Annotated in this window: 13 protein-coding genes; 8 read left to right on the top strand and 5 right to left on the bottom strand. The window is 59.9% G+C overall.

The window, feature by feature from the left end; all coding sequences use genetic code 11:
* Positions 1-391 precede the first annotated feature (391 nt).
* From J3U06_RS08675 to J3U06_RS08665, 3 genes are all read left to right on the top strand, one after another.
* Positions 392-1,429, top strand: coding sequence for a LacI family DNA-binding transcriptional regulator (locus J3U06_RS08675; protein WP_267444944.1), 1,038 nt, complete (start codon positions 392-394; stop codon positions 1,427-1,429).
* 222 nt (positions 1,430-1,651) lie between these two features.
* Entirely contained in the window at positions 1,652-2,101 is a 450-nt protein-coding gene (locus J3U06_RS08670; protein WP_267401196.1) for a MarR family winged helix-turn-helix transcriptional regulator, read from the top strand.
* Positions 2,098-3,525 carry an MFS transporter gene (locus J3U06_RS08665; RefSeq protein WP_267444943.1) on the top strand — a complete coding sequence of 476 codons (1,428 nt, stop codon included), beginning with the start codon at positions 2,098-2,100 and terminating at the stop codon, positions 3,523-3,525. Before J3U06_RS08670 ends, J3U06_RS08665 begins: the two co-directional genes overlap by 4 nt.
* 13 nt (positions 3,526-3,538) lie before the next feature.
* On the opposite strand, the gene J3U06_RS08660 is transcribed toward J3U06_RS08665, so the two are convergent.
* Both J3U06_RS08660 and J3U06_RS08655 read right to left on the bottom strand, forming a co-directional pair.
* A complete protein-coding gene (locus J3U06_RS08660; RefSeq protein WP_267444942.1) occupies positions 3,539-5,710 on the bottom strand; it encodes a glycoside hydrolase family 127 protein in 2,172 nt (723 codons plus the stop codon).
* Positions 5,707-7,206, bottom strand: coding sequence for an oligopeptide:H+ symporter (locus J3U06_RS08655; protein WP_267401193.1), 1,500 nt, complete (start codon positions 7,204-7,206; stop codon positions 5,707-5,709). The genes J3U06_RS08660 and J3U06_RS08655 overlap by 4 nt, the downstream gene beginning before the upstream one ends.
* Positions 7,207-7,472: 266 nt before the next feature.
* Between J3U06_RS08655 and J3U06_RS08650 the strand changes: the two genes are divergently transcribed.
* From J3U06_RS08650 to J3U06_RS08635, 4 genes are all read left to right on the top strand, one after another.
* On the top strand, positions 7,473-8,324 hold the full coding sequence (locus tag J3U06_RS08650; protein WP_267401192.1) for a helix-turn-helix domain-containing protein: 852 nt from the start codon (positions 7,473-7,475) through the stop codon (positions 8,322-8,324).
* Positions 8,325-8,436: 112 nt separating this feature from the next.
* Entirely contained in the window at positions 8,437-9,531 is a 1,095-nt protein-coding gene (locus J3U06_RS08645) for a hypothetical protein (protein ID WP_267444941.1), read from the top strand.
* A gap of 441 nt (positions 9,532-9,972) precedes the next feature.
* Positions 9,973-13,614, top strand: coding sequence for an InlB B-repeat-containing protein (locus J3U06_RS08640; protein ID WP_267444940.1), 3,642 nt, complete (start codon positions 9,973-9,975; stop codon positions 13,612-13,614).
* Between the two features lie 1,300 nt (positions 13,615-14,914).
* On the top strand, positions 14,915-17,401 hold the full coding sequence (locus tag J3U06_RS08635; protein WP_267444939.1) for a beta-L-arabinofuranosidase domain-containing protein: 2,487 nt from the start codon (positions 14,915-14,917) through the stop codon (positions 17,399-17,401).
* 181 nt (positions 17,402-17,582) lie between these two features.
* Here the strand turns inward: J3U06_RS08635 and J3U06_RS08630 are convergent, their stop codons facing one another.
* Both J3U06_RS08630 and J3U06_RS08625 read right to left on the bottom strand, forming a co-directional pair.
* On the bottom strand, positions 17,583-18,971 hold the full coding sequence (locus J3U06_RS08630) for an MFS transporter (RefSeq protein WP_267430617.1): 1,389 nt from the start codon (positions 18,969-18,971) through the stop codon (positions 17,583-17,585).
* A gap of 51 nt (positions 18,972-19,022) precedes the next feature.
* Positions 19,023-19,979, bottom strand: coding sequence for a nucleoside hydrolase (locus tag J3U06_RS08625; RefSeq protein WP_267444938.1), 957 nt, complete (start codon positions 19,977-19,979; stop codon positions 19,023-19,025).
* 306 nt (positions 19,980-20,285) lie between these two features.
* On the opposite strand from J3U06_RS08625, the gene J3U06_RS08620 reads away from it, so the two are divergent.
* A complete protein-coding gene (locus J3U06_RS08620) occupies positions 20,286-21,683 on the top strand; it encodes a sugar porter family MFS transporter (protein WP_267444937.1) in 1,398 nt (465 codons plus the stop codon).
* A 48-nt stretch (positions 21,684-21,731) separates the two neighbouring features.
* On the opposite strand, the gene J3U06_RS08615 is transcribed toward J3U06_RS08620, so the two are convergent.
* Entirely contained in the window at positions 21,732-21,935 is a 204-nt protein-coding gene (locus J3U06_RS08615; RefSeq protein ID WP_211120454.1) for a hypothetical protein, read from the bottom strand.
* Positions 21,936-21,992 lie beyond the last annotated feature (57 nt).

Raw genomic sequence — 21,992 nt, 5'->3', positions numbered from 1 at the left:
CACACCGCATACACCACCGGCACCACAAACACCACCACAAACACCACCGCAAACGGCCCCATAAACAACCAACCACGCCAACGAGAACTCACGTGGCCCCGGGGTGCACTGCTTGACCGGGTAGCATCGCCGCTAGCAACAGCAGCCATATCTGACCTTCTCCCTCGAAGCGCTACAACAACACAAACAAACAAGCTCCGACCATATCGAACTGCAATGGACGTTCACCGGATGTTTTCGTTATCATAATAGCACGTATCTGCGAATCAAATATTCTCTGAATCTCTGATATAATGGTGTTTACAAAAATGGTGTCGCAAACATATTGTCTGCCACCAAGGAGCAACCGACGCTAAGGACGGCAAGCTCCCATGAGCTGGATCAGGTAGGCATGGGACGGAAGAAACAGGTATCGATACAGGACGTTGCACAGTTTGCCGAGGTATCGCCGCAAACTGTGTCGCGAGTCGTTAATGACAGCACAGCTGTGCGCCCGAACACCAGACAAAAAGTGCTGAACGCCATGGAAGCCTTGGGCTACCGGCCGAATTATGCCGCCAGGGCGCTGAAGCACGGCCGGTTCAACAATATTGGCATCGTCCTGTTCAACATCACCACATTTGGCAATGCACGCATCCTGGACGGCGCTGTGGAAGCCGCATCAGAATTCGGATATGCGGCGACCGTCCACGTCGTCAACCACTCATCGGAAATTACCTTAGCGGATATCCTAGAGCAGATGAAGCAGTTGCCTGTGGACGGCGTCATCGTGGTGCTTGAACAAAGAGTCGGCGATTTTGGTCGTTTTAGACCCAGCAAGGAGCTTCCCGTCGTGCTCATCACCGAGAAGCCTTCCCCTCATTGCCCCACTATCGATGCCGATCAATACGGATGCTCAACTTCGGCTGTCGAATATCTGCTCAAAAAAGGCCACCGCACTGTTTACCACATCTCAGGCCCCTCGACTTCACGAGCTGCGGAAAGCCGGGCCAAGGGATGGAGGGACGTTCTTCAGGCTTACGGCATCCCAGTGCCGCCGACTTATATAGGTGATTGGGAAGCAGACAGCGGGTATGAGGCAGGACGAGCCTTGGCGCATGAAGCTGATTGCACAGCCATCTATGCAGCCAACGACCAGATGGCTTATGGAGCCATTGAGGGCCTCAAAGACTCCGGCAAAAGAGTACCTGAAGATGTCAGCGTGATCGGTGTCGACGATTCTCTGATCGGAACGGTCCCAAGATTGAGTCTGACTACCATGCGCATGGATTTTGAAACCATCGGGCGTGAGGCCTTTGCAAAAGTCAAGCTCCAGTGTGAGGGAGAATACGTTCCTACAAACACCAAGACGCTTATTCCGGCGAAGTTGATCCAGCGCGGCTCGGTCATCGACATCAGCCAGCGACAGAAACAAGTCAGGCAAAAGTAACAACTTCCCCCGGACCATCTGACACGGCATCATAGCTTTGGCCCAAGTAGATGTCAGATCACAAGTACTACGCTGCTTGCTGTAACGGTGCGGCAGACTTCTGCGATGCCTGCAGAAGAATCCAAAGACCTCATTGCCGCCTTTAACAACCCGACATGAACGTTTGTCCATACTTGGGTGATTATTCATTAGGTAGCTAACGATCAATCCAAGGGAGGGCCTTTGAGCAAAGACTACGGCAAGCGAATCAAACGGGCAGCCAACCTCATGTCACGATCCATGGATGCCTACGCGGCTCGATATGGGCTCACGGGCACCCAGATGTCCATCATCGACTTCCTGGGCGAGTCCCAGGACCACACCCAACGGGACATAGAAATGGAATTCGACATCCGCCCGTCTACAACGACAATAATCCTGCAGCGTATGGAGGCCAGCGGACTGGTCGGCGCCAAACGGGATCCCGGGGACGGCCGTCAACGCATCATTGTTCCGACCGCAAAGGCCCGGGCCCTGCAGAAAGCCGTGCGGCTATATATAGACAGCCAGCAAAAGGCCATGGAGCGCCAGTTCGACCAGCGTGATCTGGCTGTCTTCGATCGTGTGCTGACCTATTTCATCTCCTTGAATTCCGGTGATTCCTCCCAGGCCGGAAAGGAGTCTCACTCATGAGCTCAACCCAAGCAGCCCAAGAGCAAAGTACAGCGATCCCCCGTATGGTAATCGGCGCTGTAGTAGCCACTGGCATCATGTCCTTCTGCGGAGTGATCGTGGAAACGGCCATGAATATCACCTTCCCTGCCCTCATGAGCCATTTCAGCATCGGAACCTCCAGCGTGCAATGGATGACCACCCTTTACCTCTTGGTCGTTGCCTCCATCACCCCGCTCTCGGCGGCCCTCAAGCGCCGGTTCCGCAGCCGAACCCTCTTTCTGTGCGCTAACTTGCTCTTCCTGACCGGACTGGTCATCGACGCGCTGGCTCCAATCTTCCCGCTCCTGCTGCTGGGAAGGGCCATACAAGGGTTGGGCACCAGTATCGCCCTGCCGCTGATGTTCAACATCATCCTCCAGGAGATCCCGATAAAGCGCATCGGCACCATGATGGGCGTAGGCACCCTGATTACAGCTATCGGACCAGCCGTCGGCCCCACCTTCGGCGGTTTGGTAGCGACCACGATCGGATGGCGTTTCGTCTTTATCATCCTGATCCCAGTACTGGTCATCTCGCTGGTGACCGGCCTGGCCTGTATACCCTCGGTTCCTGTGTCCGCAGACAGGCAAGCGGCCGGGCTGGGCCCGCTTGACGTGTTCCTGATGGTTCTAGGGTTTGTAGGTCTGATCTTCGGCATCAGCAACGCATCGGCAGGATGGCTCTCCTGGAGGTTTGGCGGAACGCTGGCCCTGGGGCTTGTCACCTTGACAGCGTTCAGCCTCCGCGCCCAGCATCAGGCCTATCCGATCATCGACGTGTACTTGTTCACTGACAGTTGCTTCTCCCTGCATGTCGGAGCCTACATTCTATTCGAGATCTGTGCCCTGGCTCTCTCCTTCATCTTGCCCAACCACCTGCAGCTGGTTGATGGATGCACCTCTCTGCAGGCCGGACTGGTGTTGCTGCCGGGTGCGGCGATCGGAGCTGTTCTGGCACCGCTCTCCGGCAGGCTCTACGATCAGCTAGGCCCGCGCATTCCCATCATCAGCGGTAGCTGTGTTGCCTTTGTCGGCCTCCTCGGATTTGCTCTGACGGCCCGCCGACTGACAGCCATAACCGTCCTGGTGCTCTATATTTTCTTCATGCTGGGCATCGGGCTGAGCTTCGGCAACATCATGACCAACGGTCTGCATCGGCTGAGCTCGGAGCAACAGGCCGACGGCAACGCCATTTTCAACACCGTCCAGCAGTTCGCCGCAGCCATCGGCAGCAGCCTGGCGGCCACCATCGTAGCAGCAGGCCAGGCCGCAGTGGCAGACCGGCGGCTGGGCACCATCAATGGCTCCCAGCATGCCTTGATCTTGCTGCTGATCGTTGGCACCCTGGAGGTTCTGCTGATTCTGGCCGCCCCGCGTCGCTCTCAGAAACCGCAGCATGCTTGAGGGATGGCAGCCTTCAGTCCACGTTCAAGAAAACCCTCATCTCGTTTTCGCCACGGTTAGACCAAGCGAAATAGGGAATCAGGGTGGCCGTGGTCGGCATACGACGGACCGGTTGCCATTGACGGTAGAGCGGAGCAGTATCAGCCCCGTCTGCTGACTCCCGCCAGGCTGGCGCCCGCAGTCTGACCATGCTGCGGCTGACCGCATCGACATGACCCTCGGCCTTAGAATCGTCGAGATATGCCCCGGCCTGAAAAGTGAAGGGCTCGACTCTCACGCGGCTTGCATCACCCGACAAGGCATTGCCGTCCAGATGCAGCAGATGCAGGTTGGCCCCGTTGTCCCTTTCCTCGGCGCAGTAGACTATGGGTCCCCTGGTCACCGCCACCTTGTCCGCATCCTGGCTGACCAGAGGATTGGCAGCAACAGCACGCACTGGCATGTCGAAGTCGATGTCGATCCGATCGCCCTTCTTCCAGGGACCGGAAAGGTAGAGGTACCCCTGTTCCACACGTCGGCTGATAACATCCGAGGAACCTTGGCCTGTGCGGACCGTCACCGCATCGGCAGCTGCATCGCCGCCAGCCCAGGAAGGCAGACGGAGAGCCAGGGTGGTCCAGCCATCACCGGAAGCCTGAACCTTTAGGCGGATTACACCCTTCCAAGGCAATTCCGAATGCACCTGCAAAGCGATCGACCCCTCCCCCAGGTCCGTCTGGATCCTACCGCCGATGTAGAGGTGTACAAAGAACGTGGACCCATCCTCGGCAAGGGTGTAAGCGTAATTCTGCACCGATTCGACCAGGCGGGCCAAGTTGGGCGGGCAGCAGGCGCATCCGAACCACCGTTTACGCACGACGGGCACGTAACTGTAGCGGGGATCCTTGTTCAGCTTGGTCTGGGGCCTGACCTCGAGGGGATTGCCATAGAAGAAGCTCTTGCCATCCATGGCCATACCGTCAAGCACCGTGTTATAGAGGGCCAGCTCCATCACGTCGGCATATTCCGATCTGGGGTCCAGCTGCAGCATTCTACGGGCGAAGAAGATCAGAGCCACAGAAGCGCAGGTTTCACAATATCCGGTGTCGTTGGGCAGGTCGTAGGCATAGGAGTGCGATTCGGCATCCGCGTCGGCACCCACCCCTCCCGTGACGTAGAGTTTCTTATCAACAATGTCACGCCAGATGGCATGCACCGCCTCATTCAGTGCAGAGTCCTCGGTCAGCCTGGCCACATCGGCAACTCCCGAATATAGATACCCGGCCCTGACCGCATGCCCGACGGCTTGACGTTGCTGAGCCACCGGTTCATGGGCCTGATAGTAGGCATAGGGTGCTGGCCTGCTGTCGTCGACAGTGAAGTTGGCATGCTCATAGGCTGCCCTCTGCCGATCCTCCTGCTCGAAGTAGAGGGGGCTTGTTCCCCGCTGATTGACGAAGTAGGCCGCCAGGTCCAGATACCGCTTGATTCCGGTGGTCTCATACAGGCGGATCAGAGCCATCTCGGCAATCTCGTGACCCGGATAGCCGTGCAGCTGATCGTCGGCCGGTCCGAAAGTCGCAGCCACATAGTCGGCAAACCGCTCGGCCGCATGCAAAAGCTTGGTCTTGCCCGTGCCCTGGAAATAGGCGATGGCACCCTCTATCAAATGGCCCAGGGAGTAGAGCTCATGATGATCCTTGAGATTGGTGAAGTGCCGGTTCATCCCGTTGAGGATGTAGTAGGTGTCCAGGTATCCGCTGTCCAGTTGGGCGGCACAGACAATGTCTATGGCCCCGTCGGCAAGCCGCTCCAGTTCGGCATCCGGATGATGCGCCAGGGAGTACCCCACGGCTTCCACCCATTTGGAGAAGTCGGTGTCCTGGAAAACGTAACCATAGAACTTATCCGGATCGGGATGATCCGGATCCTTCGGCAGGCAGCGGAATCCCTGATTGGTGTAAGTCGGCGGCTGGAAGTCTCCACTTTCCTCCTGCCCATTCAGCCTCTCGTTGAGAGCGGCGGCAGCGCGAAAATTGTGCATGCAGTAGCTGGGTGAAGCACCAGGCACCTGGTCGTTGAGAGCCCTCCATTGGTAGGGCAGGACCGCTGTTCTGACCAGCTCCTGCTCGGCTGACCAGAAGGGGTCGTCGACGCTGGCCTGGCTGATCTCAATAGGCCCGCTCATATTGAATTGCTGACTCATGCTGCCATCTGCCTTTCTATGTGACGGCTGAAGACGGTTAGCACCAGCGCAACAGTCGCCAGGGCCGCAGCCACGATGGGGAAAAGATAGACCTGCTGATCGGCCGTCTGGAAGAATTTGAAGAAAATGATGGCAATGGCATTGCCGATGGCCGCGGTCTGGTTCCATGCCGTCTGCAGCTGGGTCTCATAGGACTCAGGAGAGAGTCCGGAGACCAGGGAGCTGCCGATCGGACCTACGAGCTGGTCGGACAGGGCCATGAAGGCGTAGTAAATCAGCACCCACCAAAGAGAGTAGCCGGATGATCCGCTCCCACCCAGAATCAGGGAGGGTATGGTCAGCGTGAAGAAAGCCAGAGCCGTGACCAGCAGCCCCATACCATACTTATAGGTGGTCCGGATTGCCCCGACACGAGTTTTAGTCCACAGGAAGATGAAAATAGGCCCGGCTATCAGATCCATGACCATGTAGATGACCTGGAGCGAACCCGGGGCGATGGTGATACCGAAGATCACCCGGTTGACCTTCTTGTCCAGGAAAATGGCGATGGCGCTGGTCAACAGAGTGGCGCCCAGGGCCATGACGATCTGAGCGAAGAAGAACCAGAGAAAGGCCCGAAGATGGGTGTGATCACGGGCGGTCAGGTCTTTTTTGGTGAACAGGTTGACCAGGAAGCAGATGGGTACTACGAAAGCGAAGGTGGTGACGGCGTTGATGATGGCATTCAGGTTGAAATGCTTGGTCAAGACCAGGGCGGCGATGACCAGCGCCAGCAAAACTAGCCCGATGACCAGACCCTTGAGTATCTTCTGGCGCTCCTGGGCTGACAGGGGCTTGATGGGAGCCTCACCCAGGGGTCCAAAGAACCGATACTGTGTGAAGAAGATAGCCGCGCCGTAGAGCAGGGCAAAGATCCCGGCCACAGCGAAGCCGATATGGTAGTTGCTCAGACCGATCTGGCCCACCACGACCGGGGTGATGATCCCAGCCACCGTGTTGGCAAACTGGTGGATGGTGAATGCCGCGTCGCGTCTGCGGGCATCCTCCTTGCGGTAGAGCTGCCCGGTCAGGGAGGCATTGGACATCCCCATGATGGGCATGGACAGCAGCACCAGGGCGATGTAGGCCATGGTCTGCCCGAAGACCTGCCTGGTCGGCGGTATAGCAAGGATGAAGAAGGCTGTGGCCTTGAGAAGATTGCCTAGTATCAGCGCCTTACGCATTCCCAGGACCCTGTCAGACAGCCAGCTGCCCACGATATTGAGCAACCCGTTGGCCGCTCCCATGGCCGCGATCATCAGAGCCGCATCCCCCTGGGAGAACCCCAGCCCCTTGGAGAATGGGGTGTAGAGGTAGTAGATCATCAGTGCGTAGAATGCGCCCCAGGCGGCCGAGTTGCAGAAATTGCCCAGAGCCAGGGTCCCGATAGCACGAGGATGTCCGAAGAAGCCCTTGTCGTCCCTGACCTCTTCCAAGGTGCTCTCCGTGTGTTTCATGATTGCATCGCTCCCGGAATAGTGGTGAATTTATAGAAAAGGTGGATGATTTTGAGGTATAGATTCTTTACAGGCGTCTGGGTCACCGACCCCTGCGCTGGTATGGTTCGGTCTGCCACGGTCGTTCCGTCTCTTTCTCATATGCCTAGGCTCCGCTGCCTATGCTGCCTTCAATGGTAGTGATGGCGAATCTCATAGCCGGTGGCCTAGAATTCACAATACGTGGGGTTTTTTTACCTATTTTCTCCGACGAGAGGTCGATTTTCATGACATTGTTCTATGACCAGGAAAGCCAGCCGCAGCCCGAGCTGGTGTCTGCCGGCACCTTTATAGGCGACCCAGGCTGGCAGCACAGCAGACGCGTCATCAGGACCTTCGAAATCATCTGCAACATCCAGGGCATTTTGCCCTTGCAGATTGGCGACACGCGCTACATGGTGGGTCCGAGCACCTTCCTGATCGTGCCTCCCAACCTAGAGCATCGAGGATTTCGCGCCATCACCGAGAGCCTGCGATTCGATTGGATGCATTTCAATCTGCCTGGCTTGACCCCAGTCAGAGGCAACAGCGATGATCCCGAAGCGGACGAGGCTTCGAGCATCCTCCTGCCTGCCTACAGCGAGCACCTGTTCATGGACCGGATCACCGTCATCACCAACCAGTTGCTGGACGTCTACCAGATGCACGGCGATCAACACTATCTGAATGCTATCCTGGCCTGCGTGCTTTATGAGGTGACCATGCAGGCCAAGCAGCTTCTGCACACCCCGTCTATGAACATTCATGAACTGCAGCCGGTGCGCGACTGGATCCGCATACACGCTCTGGGGCCGATCAGCCTGAGCCAAATCGCCGACTACTTCAGCTACAACAAAAGCTACCTATCGCGCAAATACCGGCAGAAGTTCGGCATCACCATTTCCCAGGAGATCGAACGCTTCCGCATGGAGGCGGCTAAGTCGCTGCTGGTGGAGACCGACGACACAGTGGAAGGCATCGGGGCCATCGTCGGGTACAAGGACGACAAATACTTCATGAAGGTATTCAAACGCAACACCGGCATCAGCCCCACCCGCTACCGAAGAACCTTTCACCAAAGGCACTTCAACTCCCACTGAGCGCTACAACCGGGTCGATCATAAGGACAATAGGTGGGTTTTAATGACGCAGTGGTCTCTGCCAGGCCGATTTCGCGGCCGACGCTCATAGGATGAAAACAGCAAGGTGATTTTGCAACGAAGGGAGATCCCCATGCCCCACACCAACCCGCCTCGGATGATTTTCAGCCAGATGATCGATCCTCGACGCATCGAGCTCTACTGGGACCAGGAGGTGGAGGGAGCCTCAGATCCCAGGCATTTCCGTCTGTCCCTGGACGACCATCCTCTGCCGCTGATGGAGAGGACCGACGTGGAGTGGAATCTGCTCAATGTCTATGAACCCATCAAGAAACGGTCCACGTTGATTACCAGAGACCCCTTGGATCGCACTGTTCTGGGACGCCTGTCCGTACGAGCGGAAGCGGCCATCGTCAATCAACAGGGTCAGCAGGCCGATCCGGAAGTCGAGATCGTGGTCAACAACTGGCACTGCCAGTATACGCAGTTCACCAACTGCCGCTGCGGAATCCCCATCGAGTCATCTGAAGACGTCAGGCACCACACCCGGCTGTTGGCGGCCGACCTGATCGACACCATGATGTCCGCATCGCCGCGGATAGCCCGGACCATGATCTCCCTTGGGGCCAGGGTCGCCATCTACGGGCCTCATGAGGATGTCTATGACATACCTGAACATCGCGGCGGCGCCCAGATTATGGATCGCCCTGTGGAAGGGTACGGCGGCATGATCGGTGACCCGGTCACTTCCATCTCCGCAGCCAATATCGAGCGCATCACTGAGGGCATGCATCAGACCCGGTACCCTAACGAGTCCATACTGGCCCATGAATTCGGCCACGCCATCCACCTGCTGGGCATCAACCGTCTGGAAGATCAGAGTCTGGCCCATCGAATCCAGGCCGCCTACAGCCATGCAATGGAGGCTGGACTCTGGCCGCGAACCTACCTGATCGGCAACATCGAAGAGTACTTCGCCACCCTTACATCCATGTGGTTCAACGTCATGGCCGAGAGCGCCGACGACACCTGGGACGGGGTCCGAGGCCCGCTCAACACCAGGAATGAGCTGCACGAATACGACCCGATCGGCTACGACCTGCTTGCGGACATATATCCGCAGACCGCTCTGCCCTACCCTTGGGATACCAATGCAGTCAACCACGACTACAGCGGGCATATGGACCAGTTGCCCTGCGGGCACTAAAACTTTAGCCAGTCATCCTGCCCAAGGCCAGTCTCTCTCACTTGAAGGTAAGAGGGAATCACTTGCTGATCAATGTCATCAGCCACACTTGTAACCGACCGATGCAAAAATCAACAACTGGTGCTTTCCACACAAGCGGAATGTCTTCGGACCCCCCAGGCATTCACTGTTCCACGAACCGACATAAGCATGAGGAATCGACCAGACAAGCCCGCAAGAATCCCTAAAAAGTTACCCTGTTAATGTTCCAAAGGTGAAGGGCAGCCGTATGACGGACGCCCCTGCTGCTGGGAGCGGGATGCTTCGCTTTAAAGTGATGAGGCTGAGCGTGATAAGGTTGTTTCTGGTTGTAGGGAATACATGTGCGGCTTGCGGCTTTACATGAGGCGGGGGCACTGGGAAGCATGACCGCGTATGCGTGGATAGGGGTTTGTGCATATCATGCGCCAGCATTCGAACATCTCGGCCAGGGCCATCGGCATCTTGCTTGTCGTCATCCTGCCTGCCAGCCTCCTGGCCGGAGGCTTGGCCGCAGCCGATGCCACCGTCGGCAAACCATCCGGCACGGCCACGCACGCCACCCTGGAAAACCCAAGGAAGCAGGACCCCGAAACCCCCAGCGCAGATAGCCGGCAGCCCGACGCCGCTGGCAGCGCGCTGACCGCCACCCCGCCAGCCCCTTCATCCCCGCTGACCACATCCTCCCCACTGCCGTCATCCTCCCCCCTGGCCGCGCCCGACGCTCCCGACACCACAGGCAGCCGGCCGCAGGCCCAATCCTCTCAAACCTGGACGGTCAGCTTCGACCCGGCCGGCGGCAGCAGCATCGGCGGGCAGACCATCCCCGACGGGGGGCAGGCCAGCCGGCCCAGCCCCGACCCGTCCAGGGACGGGTACCTGTTCGACGGCTGGTTCCAAGGCGATGTCGCCTACGACTTCAACCAGCCCGTCACCCGCAGCATCGCCCTGACCGCCCGGTGGACCAAGGGAGACGACAACTGGTCCATCAGCCCCAGCCAAGGGCCTATAACCGGGGGCGCCAAGGTCACCCTCACCCCGCCAGCACAGCGCGGCATCAAATTCAGCCAGCTCAGCATGGGCGGCATGCATTCCGCGGCCCTCGCCTCGGACGGCAGCCTCTACACATGGGGAGACAACGGCGGCGGCGAGCTGGGCGACGGCACCAACACCAACAGGAACACGCCAGTCCAAGTGAAGAAGCCCCAAGGCGCGCCAGAAGGATTCATTTGGAAACAAGCCAGCGTAGGCTGGTCCCATTCCGCGGCGTTCGGCTCGGACGGCAACCTCTACACATGGGGAGACAACGGCCATGGCCAGCTGGGCGACGGGACCACCACCAACCGGAACAGGCCAATCCCGGTCGGCAAGCCCCAAGGCGCGCCAGAAGGATTCACCTGGAAACGATTCATCCTAGGAGACTTGAATACCGCAGCATTCGGCTCGGACGGCAGCCTCTACACATGGGGGAACAACCAGTACGGCCAGCTGGGCGACGGCACCACCACCGACAGGAGCAGGCCAGTCCTGGTCGGCAAGCCCCAAGGAGCCCCCGACGGATTCACCTGGAAACAGGTCAGCATAGGCTGGCAGCATTCCGCGGCCATCGGCTCGGACGGCCAGCTCTACACCTGGGGACAGAACTACAGAGCCCAGCTGGGCGACGGCACCACCACCGACCGGCACACGCCGACCTTGGTCGGCAAGCCCCAAGGAGCCCCCGACGGATTCACCTGGAAACAAATCAGCCTAGGCGACTGGCATACCGAGGCTTTAGGCTCGGACGGCAGCTTCTACATCTGGGGAAGCAACGAACACAGCCAGCTGGGCGACGGCACCACCACCAACAGGAGCAGGCCAATCCCGGTCGGCAAGCCCCAAGGAGCGCCCGCCGGGTTCACCTGGAAATACGCGATCCTAGGCTGCAACCATTCTGCGGCGATCGGCTCGAACGGCCAGCTCTACACCTGGGGAGTCAACGGCAACGGCCAGCTGGGCGACGGCACCACCACCGACCGGAACCGGCCGGTCATGGTCGTCTTCCCCGGCGCCACCACGCCTACTGATGTCCTGTTCGGCCAGGCCAAGGCCATGGGGGGGATCACGGCCAACCCTGATGGCACCTGGCAGGCGACCACGCCCGCGCATGACCCGGGGGCCGTGGACGTGAGGGTCGTCTGGAACAGGAACGGGCCGCAGCCGGACGCGCACCTGCAATACACATATATCGCCCCCAAATACCAGGTCGGCTTCACCTCCAAGGACAGCTCCTGCCCCGCCCCCACGGGCATGCCCCCCAGCCAGGCCGTCACCCAGGACGGGCAGGCGGAACGCCCCCAGCCGGACCCGAAAGCCGACGGCTGCCTGTTCGACGGCTGGTTCCAAGACAATGTGGCCTACGACTTCACCCAGCCCGTCACCCATGACATCACCCTGACCGCCCGGTGGACCAGGACGGACACGCAGCACTGGACCATCAGCCCCGCCCAAGGACCCGAGACCGGAGGCACCAAGGTGACCCTGACCCCGCCCAAGCCGCGCGGCATCAGATTCAGCCAAATCAGCGCAGGAAGAGGAAACATCGCTGCTGTCGCCTCGGACGGCAACTTGTACGCGTGGGGAAGCAACCAGTACGGCCAACTGGGCGACGGCACCGCCACCGACCGGCATGAGCCGGTCCGGGCGTTGAAGCCCGAAGGCGCGCCAGCCGGGTTCACCTGGGTGCAGGCCTCGGCAGGATACATGTTCACACTGGGCCTGGGCTCCGACGGCAATATCTACAGCTGGGGCGACAACGAGAACGCCACGCTGGGACGCAGCATCGGCGGCAAGACCATCAACGGCATCCCGGCCGACCCCCGGCCCGGCAAGGTCGACAAGCCCCAAGACGCGCCAGCAGGGTTCACCTGGAAGCATGTGGAGGCGGGAAGCCTGCACGCGCTGGCATTGGGCTCCGACGGCCAGCTCTACAGCTGGGGCCTCAATGAGCATGGCTATGTAGGCAACGGGACCACCACCCGGCAATACACTCCCGTCCGGGTAAGCTTGCCGGAGCATGCGCCCTCAGGGTTCACCTGGAAGCGGATGAGCGGCTGGGGCTGGCATTCCCTGGCTCTGGGCTCGGACAACCAGCTCTACGGCTGGGGATACTCCAGGGCTTGCGAGCTGGGCACCGGGCAAATAACGCCAGACAGGCTCACCCCTGTCCCTGTGGCCAAACCAGAGGGCGTGTCATCCTGGGGACAGTTCCAGATGGGCGACTACAGCTCGCTGGCCATCGGCTCCGACGGCAACGCCTACGGCTGGGGCAGCAGCTTCAGCGGCAGCGTCGGCAACGGGGACGCCAATATTATGGTGTGTACACTGGCCCAGGCCCGCCCTTCCTATGCTGGGCAATCCTGGAAGCAGGTCAGCGTCCACAACAGCACGTCTCTTGGCATCGATTCTGCCGGGCGCCTGTACGCCTGGGGCAACAACGATTACGGCCAGATCGGGGACGGCACCACCATTGAGCGGCATACCCCGGTCCAGGTGGCGGCGCCGGCAGACGGGCCTTCCGGCTTGACCTGGGTGCAGGTGAGCGCCGGATGGGACAACCTGTCCTACGGCCTGGCCTCAGACGGCAACCTGTACTCCTGGGGGAGCAACATCAACGGCCAGCTGGGGCGCGAGCCCGCTGAAGCCTGGCCGGCCAGCCGGCCAGGACCGGTCGGCTTCCCCGGAAAACCACAAGCCACCAGCATCTGCTTCGACCAAACCCGGCAGCAAGGCGCCTGCCTTGCCGCCGGCAAAAACCTGACGCCCAACGCGGACGGCACCTGGAACGCCACCACGCCCGCCTACACGCCAGGCCCCGTCCCCGCAGCCATCGACTGGACCCAGGACGGCAGACAGCAGCAAACCGACACAAGCAACACCTACCGGTACCTGTCCATCGCCAGCCTGCCCCTGACCGGAGGAAACGGCATGCTCCTCCTGCTCGCCACAGGACTGCTCGCCGCAGGAGCCGCCACAGCCGCCAAAAACCGACGACAACAAACCCAAACAAACACTTCACACGAGTAAGCAGCCCGGGCCACACCCCAACAGGACCCAGGCCAACAGGCGGCCCCGCCACCCCCAACACGACGGGACCGCCACCACACCCAACAACCCTACAAACCACAACCAGACCCCAGTCGGACCAACCACACACCGCCAGCAAACAGCAACCCAGCCCGACTTTAATGCAGAGAAAGCCGAGAACGGGATTGCGATCGGCCTTGACGGTCGCTGCCGCGTCAGGCATCCACAATCACCAAGTCTAAAAGCCAAAAGCGCGGGCATAGGCAACCCGCTTTCGGCAAAACAGACCACAAAACCCAAACACAAAGCTCCAACACGAACAAAAGGCACACCAGGTAAGCGCAGCCACCGACTACCATCTTCCAATCACAACCTAAAGCAAGAGTGTCATCTTATCCCATCAGCATCGATCCCTAAGTCTGCATCAACCTCGATAGATGTGTCCAGGCTCTGATCAACCCGGCAAAGCCAACGATAGAGTTCGTCTCTGGCCGTTTTCCCACATTCAAGCAACTCGCATTTGCTGTTTTATGCATTGCATCTGTCCTAATCTTCGCCTCACCCGCCAAAGACGCACAAACTGATGACAAACCAGGAATCGCTCATCAGCCCATCAATTCAGCCACGGAAGGCCGAAGCCGTACAAGTATAGGATCTGCAGAGACAATGCACGATAGAGAAGTCGAGGCTGGTCAGGAGCCCCGCATGCAAGAACCAGGCAGATCGGGTCGCGTATGAGTGCTTTCGCGCCGTATGCCATCCCTGCTTTGGCCCATGAGAGGCATTCTGGCAAGATGGTCCATTCACTGGAAAAGCAGTCACTGCGCTGGGCATGCGACTCTGCCGCTGTCTTGGCACCAACCATTCCGCGAGAAGGGGCCATCAGCCATTAAATGGCTTGATCCATGCAGATCAGTCTGAAGCGTACAAGACCCATCGTCCTGGTTCGGCTGTATTGCTCTAACTCGACCAATGCCTCAACCTGAATGGATTGATGAAATAAGAACCACGCAAGAAAGACAACCGCTCTGGCCGTCGGATCTGATGGCTGCCGCAACCACAACAATCCGCAACGACCGCCACCAGCACATCCCGATTCTCCAATAAGCGTCTCAGCCACTGCTTTGATGGTCAACCGCTCATGTCCTCATAGGAACTATGCGGATCCTGGACACGGTCCCTGGTGCCCTCATGACTGTAGCAAACCGCTAAGCGCTATAATTACTTCCAGCAGCATAGTCGGCCCCTGCTTCGCTGGTCGTCGTGCGCGGCCACTAGATATTTGCCGCAAGGAGGGGTCATGACCGATACACACGTACGATCCGCATCACCCACAAACCAGCTCCGACGGAAACATGGGCAGGAGCATGAGTACTTCACCTTTGCCCCGTCCCAGATCTGCCTGACCCCGGGCAGTACCTATGCTGATGCCCAGCAGGCCGGTGCGGACTACCTGCTCAGCCTGGATCCTGACCGTCTGCTGGCCCCATACCGGCGCGAGGTCGGCCTGCCCCACCAGGACAGCCCTTACCCTAACTGGGAATCCATGGGCCTGGATGGCCATATGGGCGGCCACTACCTATCCGGCCTGGCGGCATACTGGCAGACTCTGCTCGATCACCGCTTCCTGGCAAGGGCAACCTATATGTTGACTGTCCTGCGTGAATGTCAACGAGCCTCCGGCGACGGCTTCCTAGGCGGCATGCCCCACAGCGCCGAGCTCTTCCGAAGCCTGCGAAAAGGCCATATCCAGGCACAGTCATTCGATCTGCAAGGCGCATGGGTTCCCCTCTACAACCTCCACAAGCTCATGGCGGGTCTATTGGATTGCTGGCAGGCCTTCCAAATCCCTGAAAACAACAGCCAAGCAGCAGATGCCTCCGCCATGGCCCACGACATGGTTCTGCAGCTGGCTGACTGGTGGTGCAATCTAGCGGACGCCATTGCCGAGCAGGATTTCCAAGCCATGCTGTCTTGTGAATACGGAGGATTGAACGATGTCTTTGCCCGTCTATACCAGCTGACCGGGAGAGAACGCTATCTGCGCCAGGCCCGCCGCCTGACCGACCAGGCCTTCTTCGAACCGCTGGCCGGCGGCAAGGATCGGCTTACAGGCCTGCATGCCAACACGCAGATCCCCAAGGTCCTGGGTTACGAGCGTCTGTTTGAGATCACCCGCGAGAAAACCTATCGCAGGGCCGTAGACACCTTCTGGCATGGGGTGGTGGACCGGCGCACGGTCTCCATCGGTGCCCACTCCGTCTCGGAGCATTTCAACCCGCCGGACGACTTCTCCGCCGTGGTCACCTCCCGGGAAGGCCTGGAGACCTGCAACAGCTGCAACATGGCCAAGCTGGCCCTGAGCCTCTATAGGCGCACAGGGCAGGCCCGATACCTGGATTTCTACGAGCGGGTGCTGGTCAATCATCTGGTCTCCACAGTAGGCATCCACGAGCACGGCTTCGTCTATTTCACCCCTATGCGTCCACGGCATTACCGGGTCTACTCCAGCGCCCAGCGCTCCTTCTGGTGCTGCGTTGGCACAGGCCTGGAGAATCACGCACGCTACAACAGCATGATCTTCGAACGCCAACCAGGAAATGAGCCCGGCAGCAAATCCGAGTCCCTGGTGGTCAACCTCTTCATTCCTGCCGTCCTGGACTGGTCCGCCCGCGGACTGCGCGTCGGACTATCCTATGCTCCCGGCCCCGGAACAGCCAACCTGGGCCGTCTGGACCTGGAAGGTCCGCCGGAGGAGCAACAGACCGTGGACCTTTACCTACGTCATCCCTGGTGGCTTGAGGATGCCAGGTACCGGGTCATGCAAGGACAGCAGGCCCAGCTGACCGTCGAACCAACGAGGTCCGCTTCAAACAACAGCCCATGCTTCGACCATTTGCGCCTGACCTGGACTGGACAAGCAACTTTGGAGGTGGCCCACCGGGTCCGGGTGACTGCCGAGCCCCTGCCTGACGGTTCGGACTGGATCAGCCTGCTGCGCGGTGTCAAGGTCATGGCTGCCCGCAGCGATGACGCTGATCTGGAGGGCCTGAAGGCAGACGACTCCCGAGCCGGTCATATCGCCGCCGGTCCTCTGCGCCCGCTTGGCGACCTGCCTCTGCTCCTGGGAGAGCCCAAGGACTTCCTTCTGCCCCACCCCCAGGACGACGGCGCCATCGAGGTGGCCGTCGCCAGACCGCACGCACCAGCCCGGGAGGCGGAAAGGGACCCCGAGTGGACCGACTCGCGCCTGTTGCTGGTCCCCTTCACCTCTATAGAGGCCTCCAGGTACTCGGTTTATCTGCCTTGGGCACAGGATTGGGATAAAGACCGCGTTCATCGCATCTTGAAAAACATTGATGTTCAGGAACAGGCCCATGAGCGTCAGATTTGCGATCAGGTGAAATGCGGATCCCAGCAGTCCGAGATCGACCATGAATATCAGGGTCGGAATGACCGGCAGGAGCTGATCGAAGGAGCGAACACCCGTCGCGCACTGACTGGCGGCTGCTTCTCCTACCGGCTCCATGATGCCACTGGGAAAGCAAGGATGCTGGAGGTGGCCATGCGCAGCCAGAACAGCACAGCTCGTTATTCTCTGCGAGCGGAAGGCTTGGAGCTGGGGCAACCAGTCAGGAGCCATGAGCACGGCACGGTCCTCGACCGGTACCCCCTGAATGGGCAAGGCTTGAATGCCCTGCCCGACCGGTCTGTCAGGGTGAGGATTCAGGCTGGCAATGAGTGCCCCACCCCTGACATGCTGACCCTGGCCCTGATCCGCGGCTGAATCGCAGGCCCTTCCCCATGCAGAACTGACAGGGCTTCAAAGCAAGGCTGAGGGCGGCATCGGCAATTCCCCGTTGCGCACTGCCCACCACATACCCACCATATATATGGGTCGACCGCCTGACCGGGCGAAAGGCGATTCCTCTTATCGCGGTCAGGCGGTCGATGCTTTTCTCGGGAGCCTAGTGCTGGTCGTCAGGCTTGGCGTAGATGAACTTGTTGCAGATCAAGTACACGATCAGGCCAAGCAATGCTACGGCAGCGCCGATCAGGAGCAGGTTGCTGTAGTTGGCCGCCAGGCCGGTGGCACCCATGATGCTGAAGCCTTCCAGGCTGGTCTTGCCCATCAGGCCGCCGATGATGGCGATGCCGATGGAGCCGGTGACATTCATGACCAGGTCGTTCATGCCCACGCCGCGGCCTGACTGCTCCTGTGGCAGGGTGTCAAGCACGGTGGAGACGATAGGCGAGTACATGAGGCCGACGCCGGCGTAGTAGACGCAGGCAGTCAGAGTCAGAGCCAGAAGGCCGGAATTGACCACTAGGGCTGATCCGGCGAAGCCTAGTATCATCAAGCAGGCAGCGATGATGATCGCTGTTTTGCGACCGATTTTGTCCACGATGGCACCCGAGGTGGTGCCCAGCACGGCGGCTACCAGGAATGCCCAGACCACGTGCAGGGAGACCGTGGAGGTCGGCACCCGGTAGACGTCACGCCCGATGGCGTTGAAGATGGGCGACATGCAGTAGTTCATGAAGTAGAAGATCAGGATCAGGGCGATGCCCATCAACCAGCGCTTGTTGCGGAAGAAGGCCGGGGTGATGAAAGGGCTGCGGGCCCGGCTGATATACAGCCCGAAGATCAGGTAGCAGACCGCGGAGGCCACCAGCAGCCACCAGGCGGCATATGAGAAGAAAAGAGTCAACAAGGCCGTTGCCAGGCCGAAAATGACAAAGCCCAGCCAGTCCACCTTCTCGCCATTGCCACCGCCGGTGGGCAGGCTCTTGAGCAGAACGGGCAGGAAGAAGATCGTGACCGCAGGAATAAGGAACAGGTACTGCCAGGCCAGCGAGCTGAGCAGACCAGCAGCGAAGATGCCGATGGCTGCAGACACCTGGTAGCCTGCCGTGAAGATGCCAAAGAAGATCACTTTCAGCGAGGGCTTGAGATATTTGGTCGCCACGACCAGGTAGGCCGAGCCGGCCACCTGCTCCCCGGCGGTCTGCAGCAGCCGGGCCGCAATCACATTCCAGATGTTGGGGGCCATAATCGTGTTGGCCACATACCCGTACACGGACCCCACGAACAATATGCACAAGCCAAAGGTGACCAGCTTGCGCAGGGAGACGAAGTCGCCCAAGGAACCGTAGATGAAGCAGACGATGCCCAGGACGATGCTGGGCAGGGCCGTGATCAGCGAGGCCTGATCAGGTGCGCCCGCATCCTTGCCGACTTGCTGGAATACCAGGTTGAAGCCCTGCAGGCACAAGGTGCCCAGGACAAAGGTGATCAGCAGCAGGATCAATGATCGTACGGCTGTCGAATCCTCGGTGGGTTGTTCTTCGGACATAATGTCTTCAATACTCTTTCTCTTGCGTGAACTTGCCGGGGATGGCGGACATCACTCGGTCTGGGAGGCCAGACTGGTGATGCGGGTCATGAACTCGTTCAGGAAGCGGGGCACATCTACGTCGACGGCCACACGCATGGTCTTGTGCGGATCATTGAGCCGCTGCTCGTCCCCGATGGTGCGCCCGCGCGTGGCCCCTTCGGTCTCGACCTTCATATTCATAGGCAGGGTGGTGACCAGGGTCGGATCCACGGCCACGCCCACGGCCAGCGGATCGTGCAGGCCACAGCCTCCCAGGTGGGGCGAGGTGGTCTCATAGGCCTTGATATAGAAGTCGGTCATATCCGCCAGGAAGGTGCCTGCCGCAGTGCCCAGTTGCCGCCAGCGGGCGGTCTCCTTGTAGGTGAGCAGAGTCTGCAGGGTCACGTCCAGACCGACCATGGTCACGGGCGCGCCGGAGCGGAAGAGCGCATCTGCCGCGTCCGGATCCTGGGAGATGTTGGCCTCCTGCCAGGCATCCACATTCCCCGGCACGGTCAGAGCACCGCCCATAAGCACAATGGAGCCGATGCGCTGGGCTATATCGGGCTCCTTCGCCAGGGCGGCGGCGATGTTGGTCATGGGGCCTGTGGGCACGTATACTAGGTCCTTGCCGTAGGTGTTGACTGAATCGATGATAAAGTCTACAGCCGACTGCGTCTCCGCCTTGCGGTGCGAGTCCGGGATGGCCGCGTCGCCGATGCCGTTCTCGCCGTGAATGAAGACGGAGACAGGCAGCACCTTGAAGGAGTCGGCTTTGGAGGCGTGGGGCAGACCCGGATAGACCTTGACCTCCGGGTGTCCCAGCAAGTCGGTGATGGCCAGATCATTCCGGATGCCCTGCTCCAGCAGAACGTTGCCATAGGTACCCGTTATGCCGATCAGCTCAACTTCGGGGCTGCCCAGGGCGTAGGAAATAGCCAGAGTGTCGTCGACACCAGTGTCCAGATCGAGAATCAGCTTGCGCATGCAATGCTTCCTTTCGTCGCCATGGCTGTATAGAACCATGGCCGTAAGCACCCACGGCGTTCTTGGCGCGCATACGAGTTTACCATAGGTTGGACCGGGCTGTTTCGCCGCTCATGACAGGAACTAGCCGTGGACAATATCCTCAGATGCTCATGGCTTCGGCAACCAGAACTCAGGTGACGAGTCCGGCATCTGCCTTCTGGCTGATTGCACTGTCCATAATGACAAGCCAGACGCACAAGCCGCTCCCCCAGGTGCCTATGATGACTCTGATTCTGCCCGGATGAGCTGGCGAAAGGGGTACCCATGGCTCCAAGGGAAACGAAGGCATCCACAACCACGCTCCAAGAACGTCGACGCAACCTGCAGCTGATGACCTCGCTAGGCGTGCTGGCCGGAGGCCTCTACGGCTACACCCTGACCGTTATCTCCGGGACGCTGGTCGGCATGAACCTAGGCTCGGGTCCGGACGGGCACCTGACGGCCGGCGAGCAGGGCATGGTCACCTCCGCTTTGTTGATAGGGGCGGCGCTGGGATCCTACCTGGCAGGCAGGCTCAACGACCGCTTGGGTCCCAGACTCATCATCCTGACCGGCGCCCTGCTGGCCATCCCCGGAGCTCTGCTGAGCGCCCTGGCCCCCAGCCTGCCCCTGCTGGAACTGGGGAGGTTGGTCATCGGGGTCGGCATAGGCATGACTTCGACCATTGTGCCCATCTACCTGGCCGATATGGTCGGCACGGTTGAACGCGGACGGGTGGTTTCGGTCAACTCGGTCATGATCGTGGTTTGGCAGCTGCTGGCGGTCAGCGTCAACGCCATCATGAACCGGATGGGCGCCGACTGGCGGACCATGCTCTGGGCAGTAGTGCCACCAGCCGTCCTGCTGGCTTTGCTGGCATGCTTCCTTCATGACAGTCCTGCCCACCTGATCCGCCGAGGCGAACAGGACCAGGCGGCGGCCTTCCTTGAGGCTACACACGACGAAAAAGAGGCCCGGGAGACCATGCAGGAGCTTTCACAGCCCAAGAGTGCGACAACCGCCAGCTTCAAGGCCCCCTGGCTCCGGCGGGTGCTGATCGTGGGCATCGGCGTGGCCATGATCAACCAGCTGACAGGGCTGAATATCGTCAACTACTACGCGCCGACCATCTTCACCGATACCCTTGGCTTCGACCCCTCCCTGTCCATGGTCGCCACTGTGCCCGTCATCCTGGTCTCCGCCATAGCGGCCACCATCGGAGGACTGGGGCTGATTGACCGATTTGACCGCCGCGCCATACTGGCCGCGGGACTTGCAGGCACCATCGTCTTTCTCGCCGCCATCGGGGTCTGCTACCAGTTCGTCGGCGCCCCCGGCTCCGGGTCACGAACGGCCGCCTGGATCATGATCGGCATGATGATGATCTACGTGGTTTTCGTCCAGGGCCTGGTAGCCCCGGTCACCTGGCTGCTCCTGTCCGAGATCTTCCCTCAGGAGGTCAAGAGCCGCGGCATGGGCTACGCCAACGTGGCCATGAACCTGACCAACTTCGGACTCTCCTTGGTCTTCCCCACTCTGCTGGCCCGGCTGGGCGGCACCGGCGCCTACCTGCTCTTCGCCCTCATCAATGTATGCGCCTTGGTTTTCGCCTGGGTCAGGGTGCCCGAGACCAGGGGCAAAAGCCTAGCCCAAATCGAGCAGGAGGCCCGAGCCCGGGCATGAAAAGAGGGCGAAGCCGGATGCCGGCCCGCCCTCAATGGGCCTGATGCTTCAGATGCCGAAGACCTGCTTGGCCAGCTTGGCAATAGTGTCGCCACCCAGCTCCGCGACATCGTTCTTGCACTGGTTTATCTTGCCGAAGAGCTGGTCCGCATCGTTGTAGGACAGGGGCTTGCCAATCTGCTTGGCCAGGTCCACCAGCTGGTCGATGGTCTCCAGGTTGCTCAGCTTCTCTACCAAGGTCTTCTCGTCCATGAATCACTCCTCTGTAAGCGGCGGTGCAGGTACCGGGGGCCTTACGCCATCGATGCC

The organism is Bifidobacterium sp. B4142, from assembly GCF_026537325.1.
In the GTDB taxonomy this organism is placed as follows: Bacteria; Actinomycetota; Actinomycetes; order Actinomycetales; family Bifidobacteriaceae; genus Bombiscardovia.
Note: the sequence above shows the minus strand (reverse complement) of the source record. Positions and strands in the feature narration are given on the sequence as shown.

Coding starts and splice junctions, on each gene's coding strand:
- J3U06_RS08620 (WP_267444937.1), top strand. CDS start 20,286: ATGGCTCCAAGGGAAACGAAGGCATCCACAACCACGCTCCAAGAACGT.
- J3U06_RS08625 (WP_267444938.1), bottom strand. CDS start 19,979: ATGCGCAAGCTGATTCTCGATCTGGACACTGGTGTCGACGACACTCTG.
- J3U06_RS08675 (WP_267444944.1), top strand. CDS start 392: ATGGGACGGAAGAAACAGGTATCGATACAGGACGTTGCACAGTTTGCC.
- J3U06_RS08630 (WP_267430617.1), bottom strand. CDS start 18,971: ATGTCCGAAGAACAACCCACCGAGGATTCGACAGCCGTACGATCATTG.
- J3U06_RS08660 (WP_267444942.1), bottom strand. CDS start 5,710: ATGAGTCAGCAATTCAATATGAGCGGGCCTATTGAGATCAGCCAGGCC.
- J3U06_RS08635 (WP_267444939.1), top strand. CDS start 14,915: ATGACCGATACACACGTACGATCCGCATCACCCACAAACCAGCTCCGA.
- J3U06_RS08640 (WP_267444940.1), top strand. CDS start 9,973: ATGCGCCAGCATTCGAACATCTCGGCCAGGGCCATCGGCATCTTGCTT.
- J3U06_RS08615 (WP_211120454.1), bottom strand. CDS start 21,935: ATGGACGAGAAGACCTTGGTAGAGAAGCTGAGCAACCTGGAGACCATC.
- J3U06_RS08655 (WP_267401193.1), bottom strand. CDS start 7,206: ATGAAACACACGGAGAGCACCTTGGAAGAGGTCAGGGACGACAAGGGC.
- J3U06_RS08650 (WP_267401192.1), top strand. CDS start 7,473: ATGACATTGTTCTATGACCAGGAAAGCCAGCCGCAGCCCGAGCTGGTG.
- J3U06_RS08665 (WP_267444943.1), top strand. CDS start 2,098: ATGAGCTCAACCCAAGCAGCCCAAGAGCAAAGTACAGCGATCCCCCGT.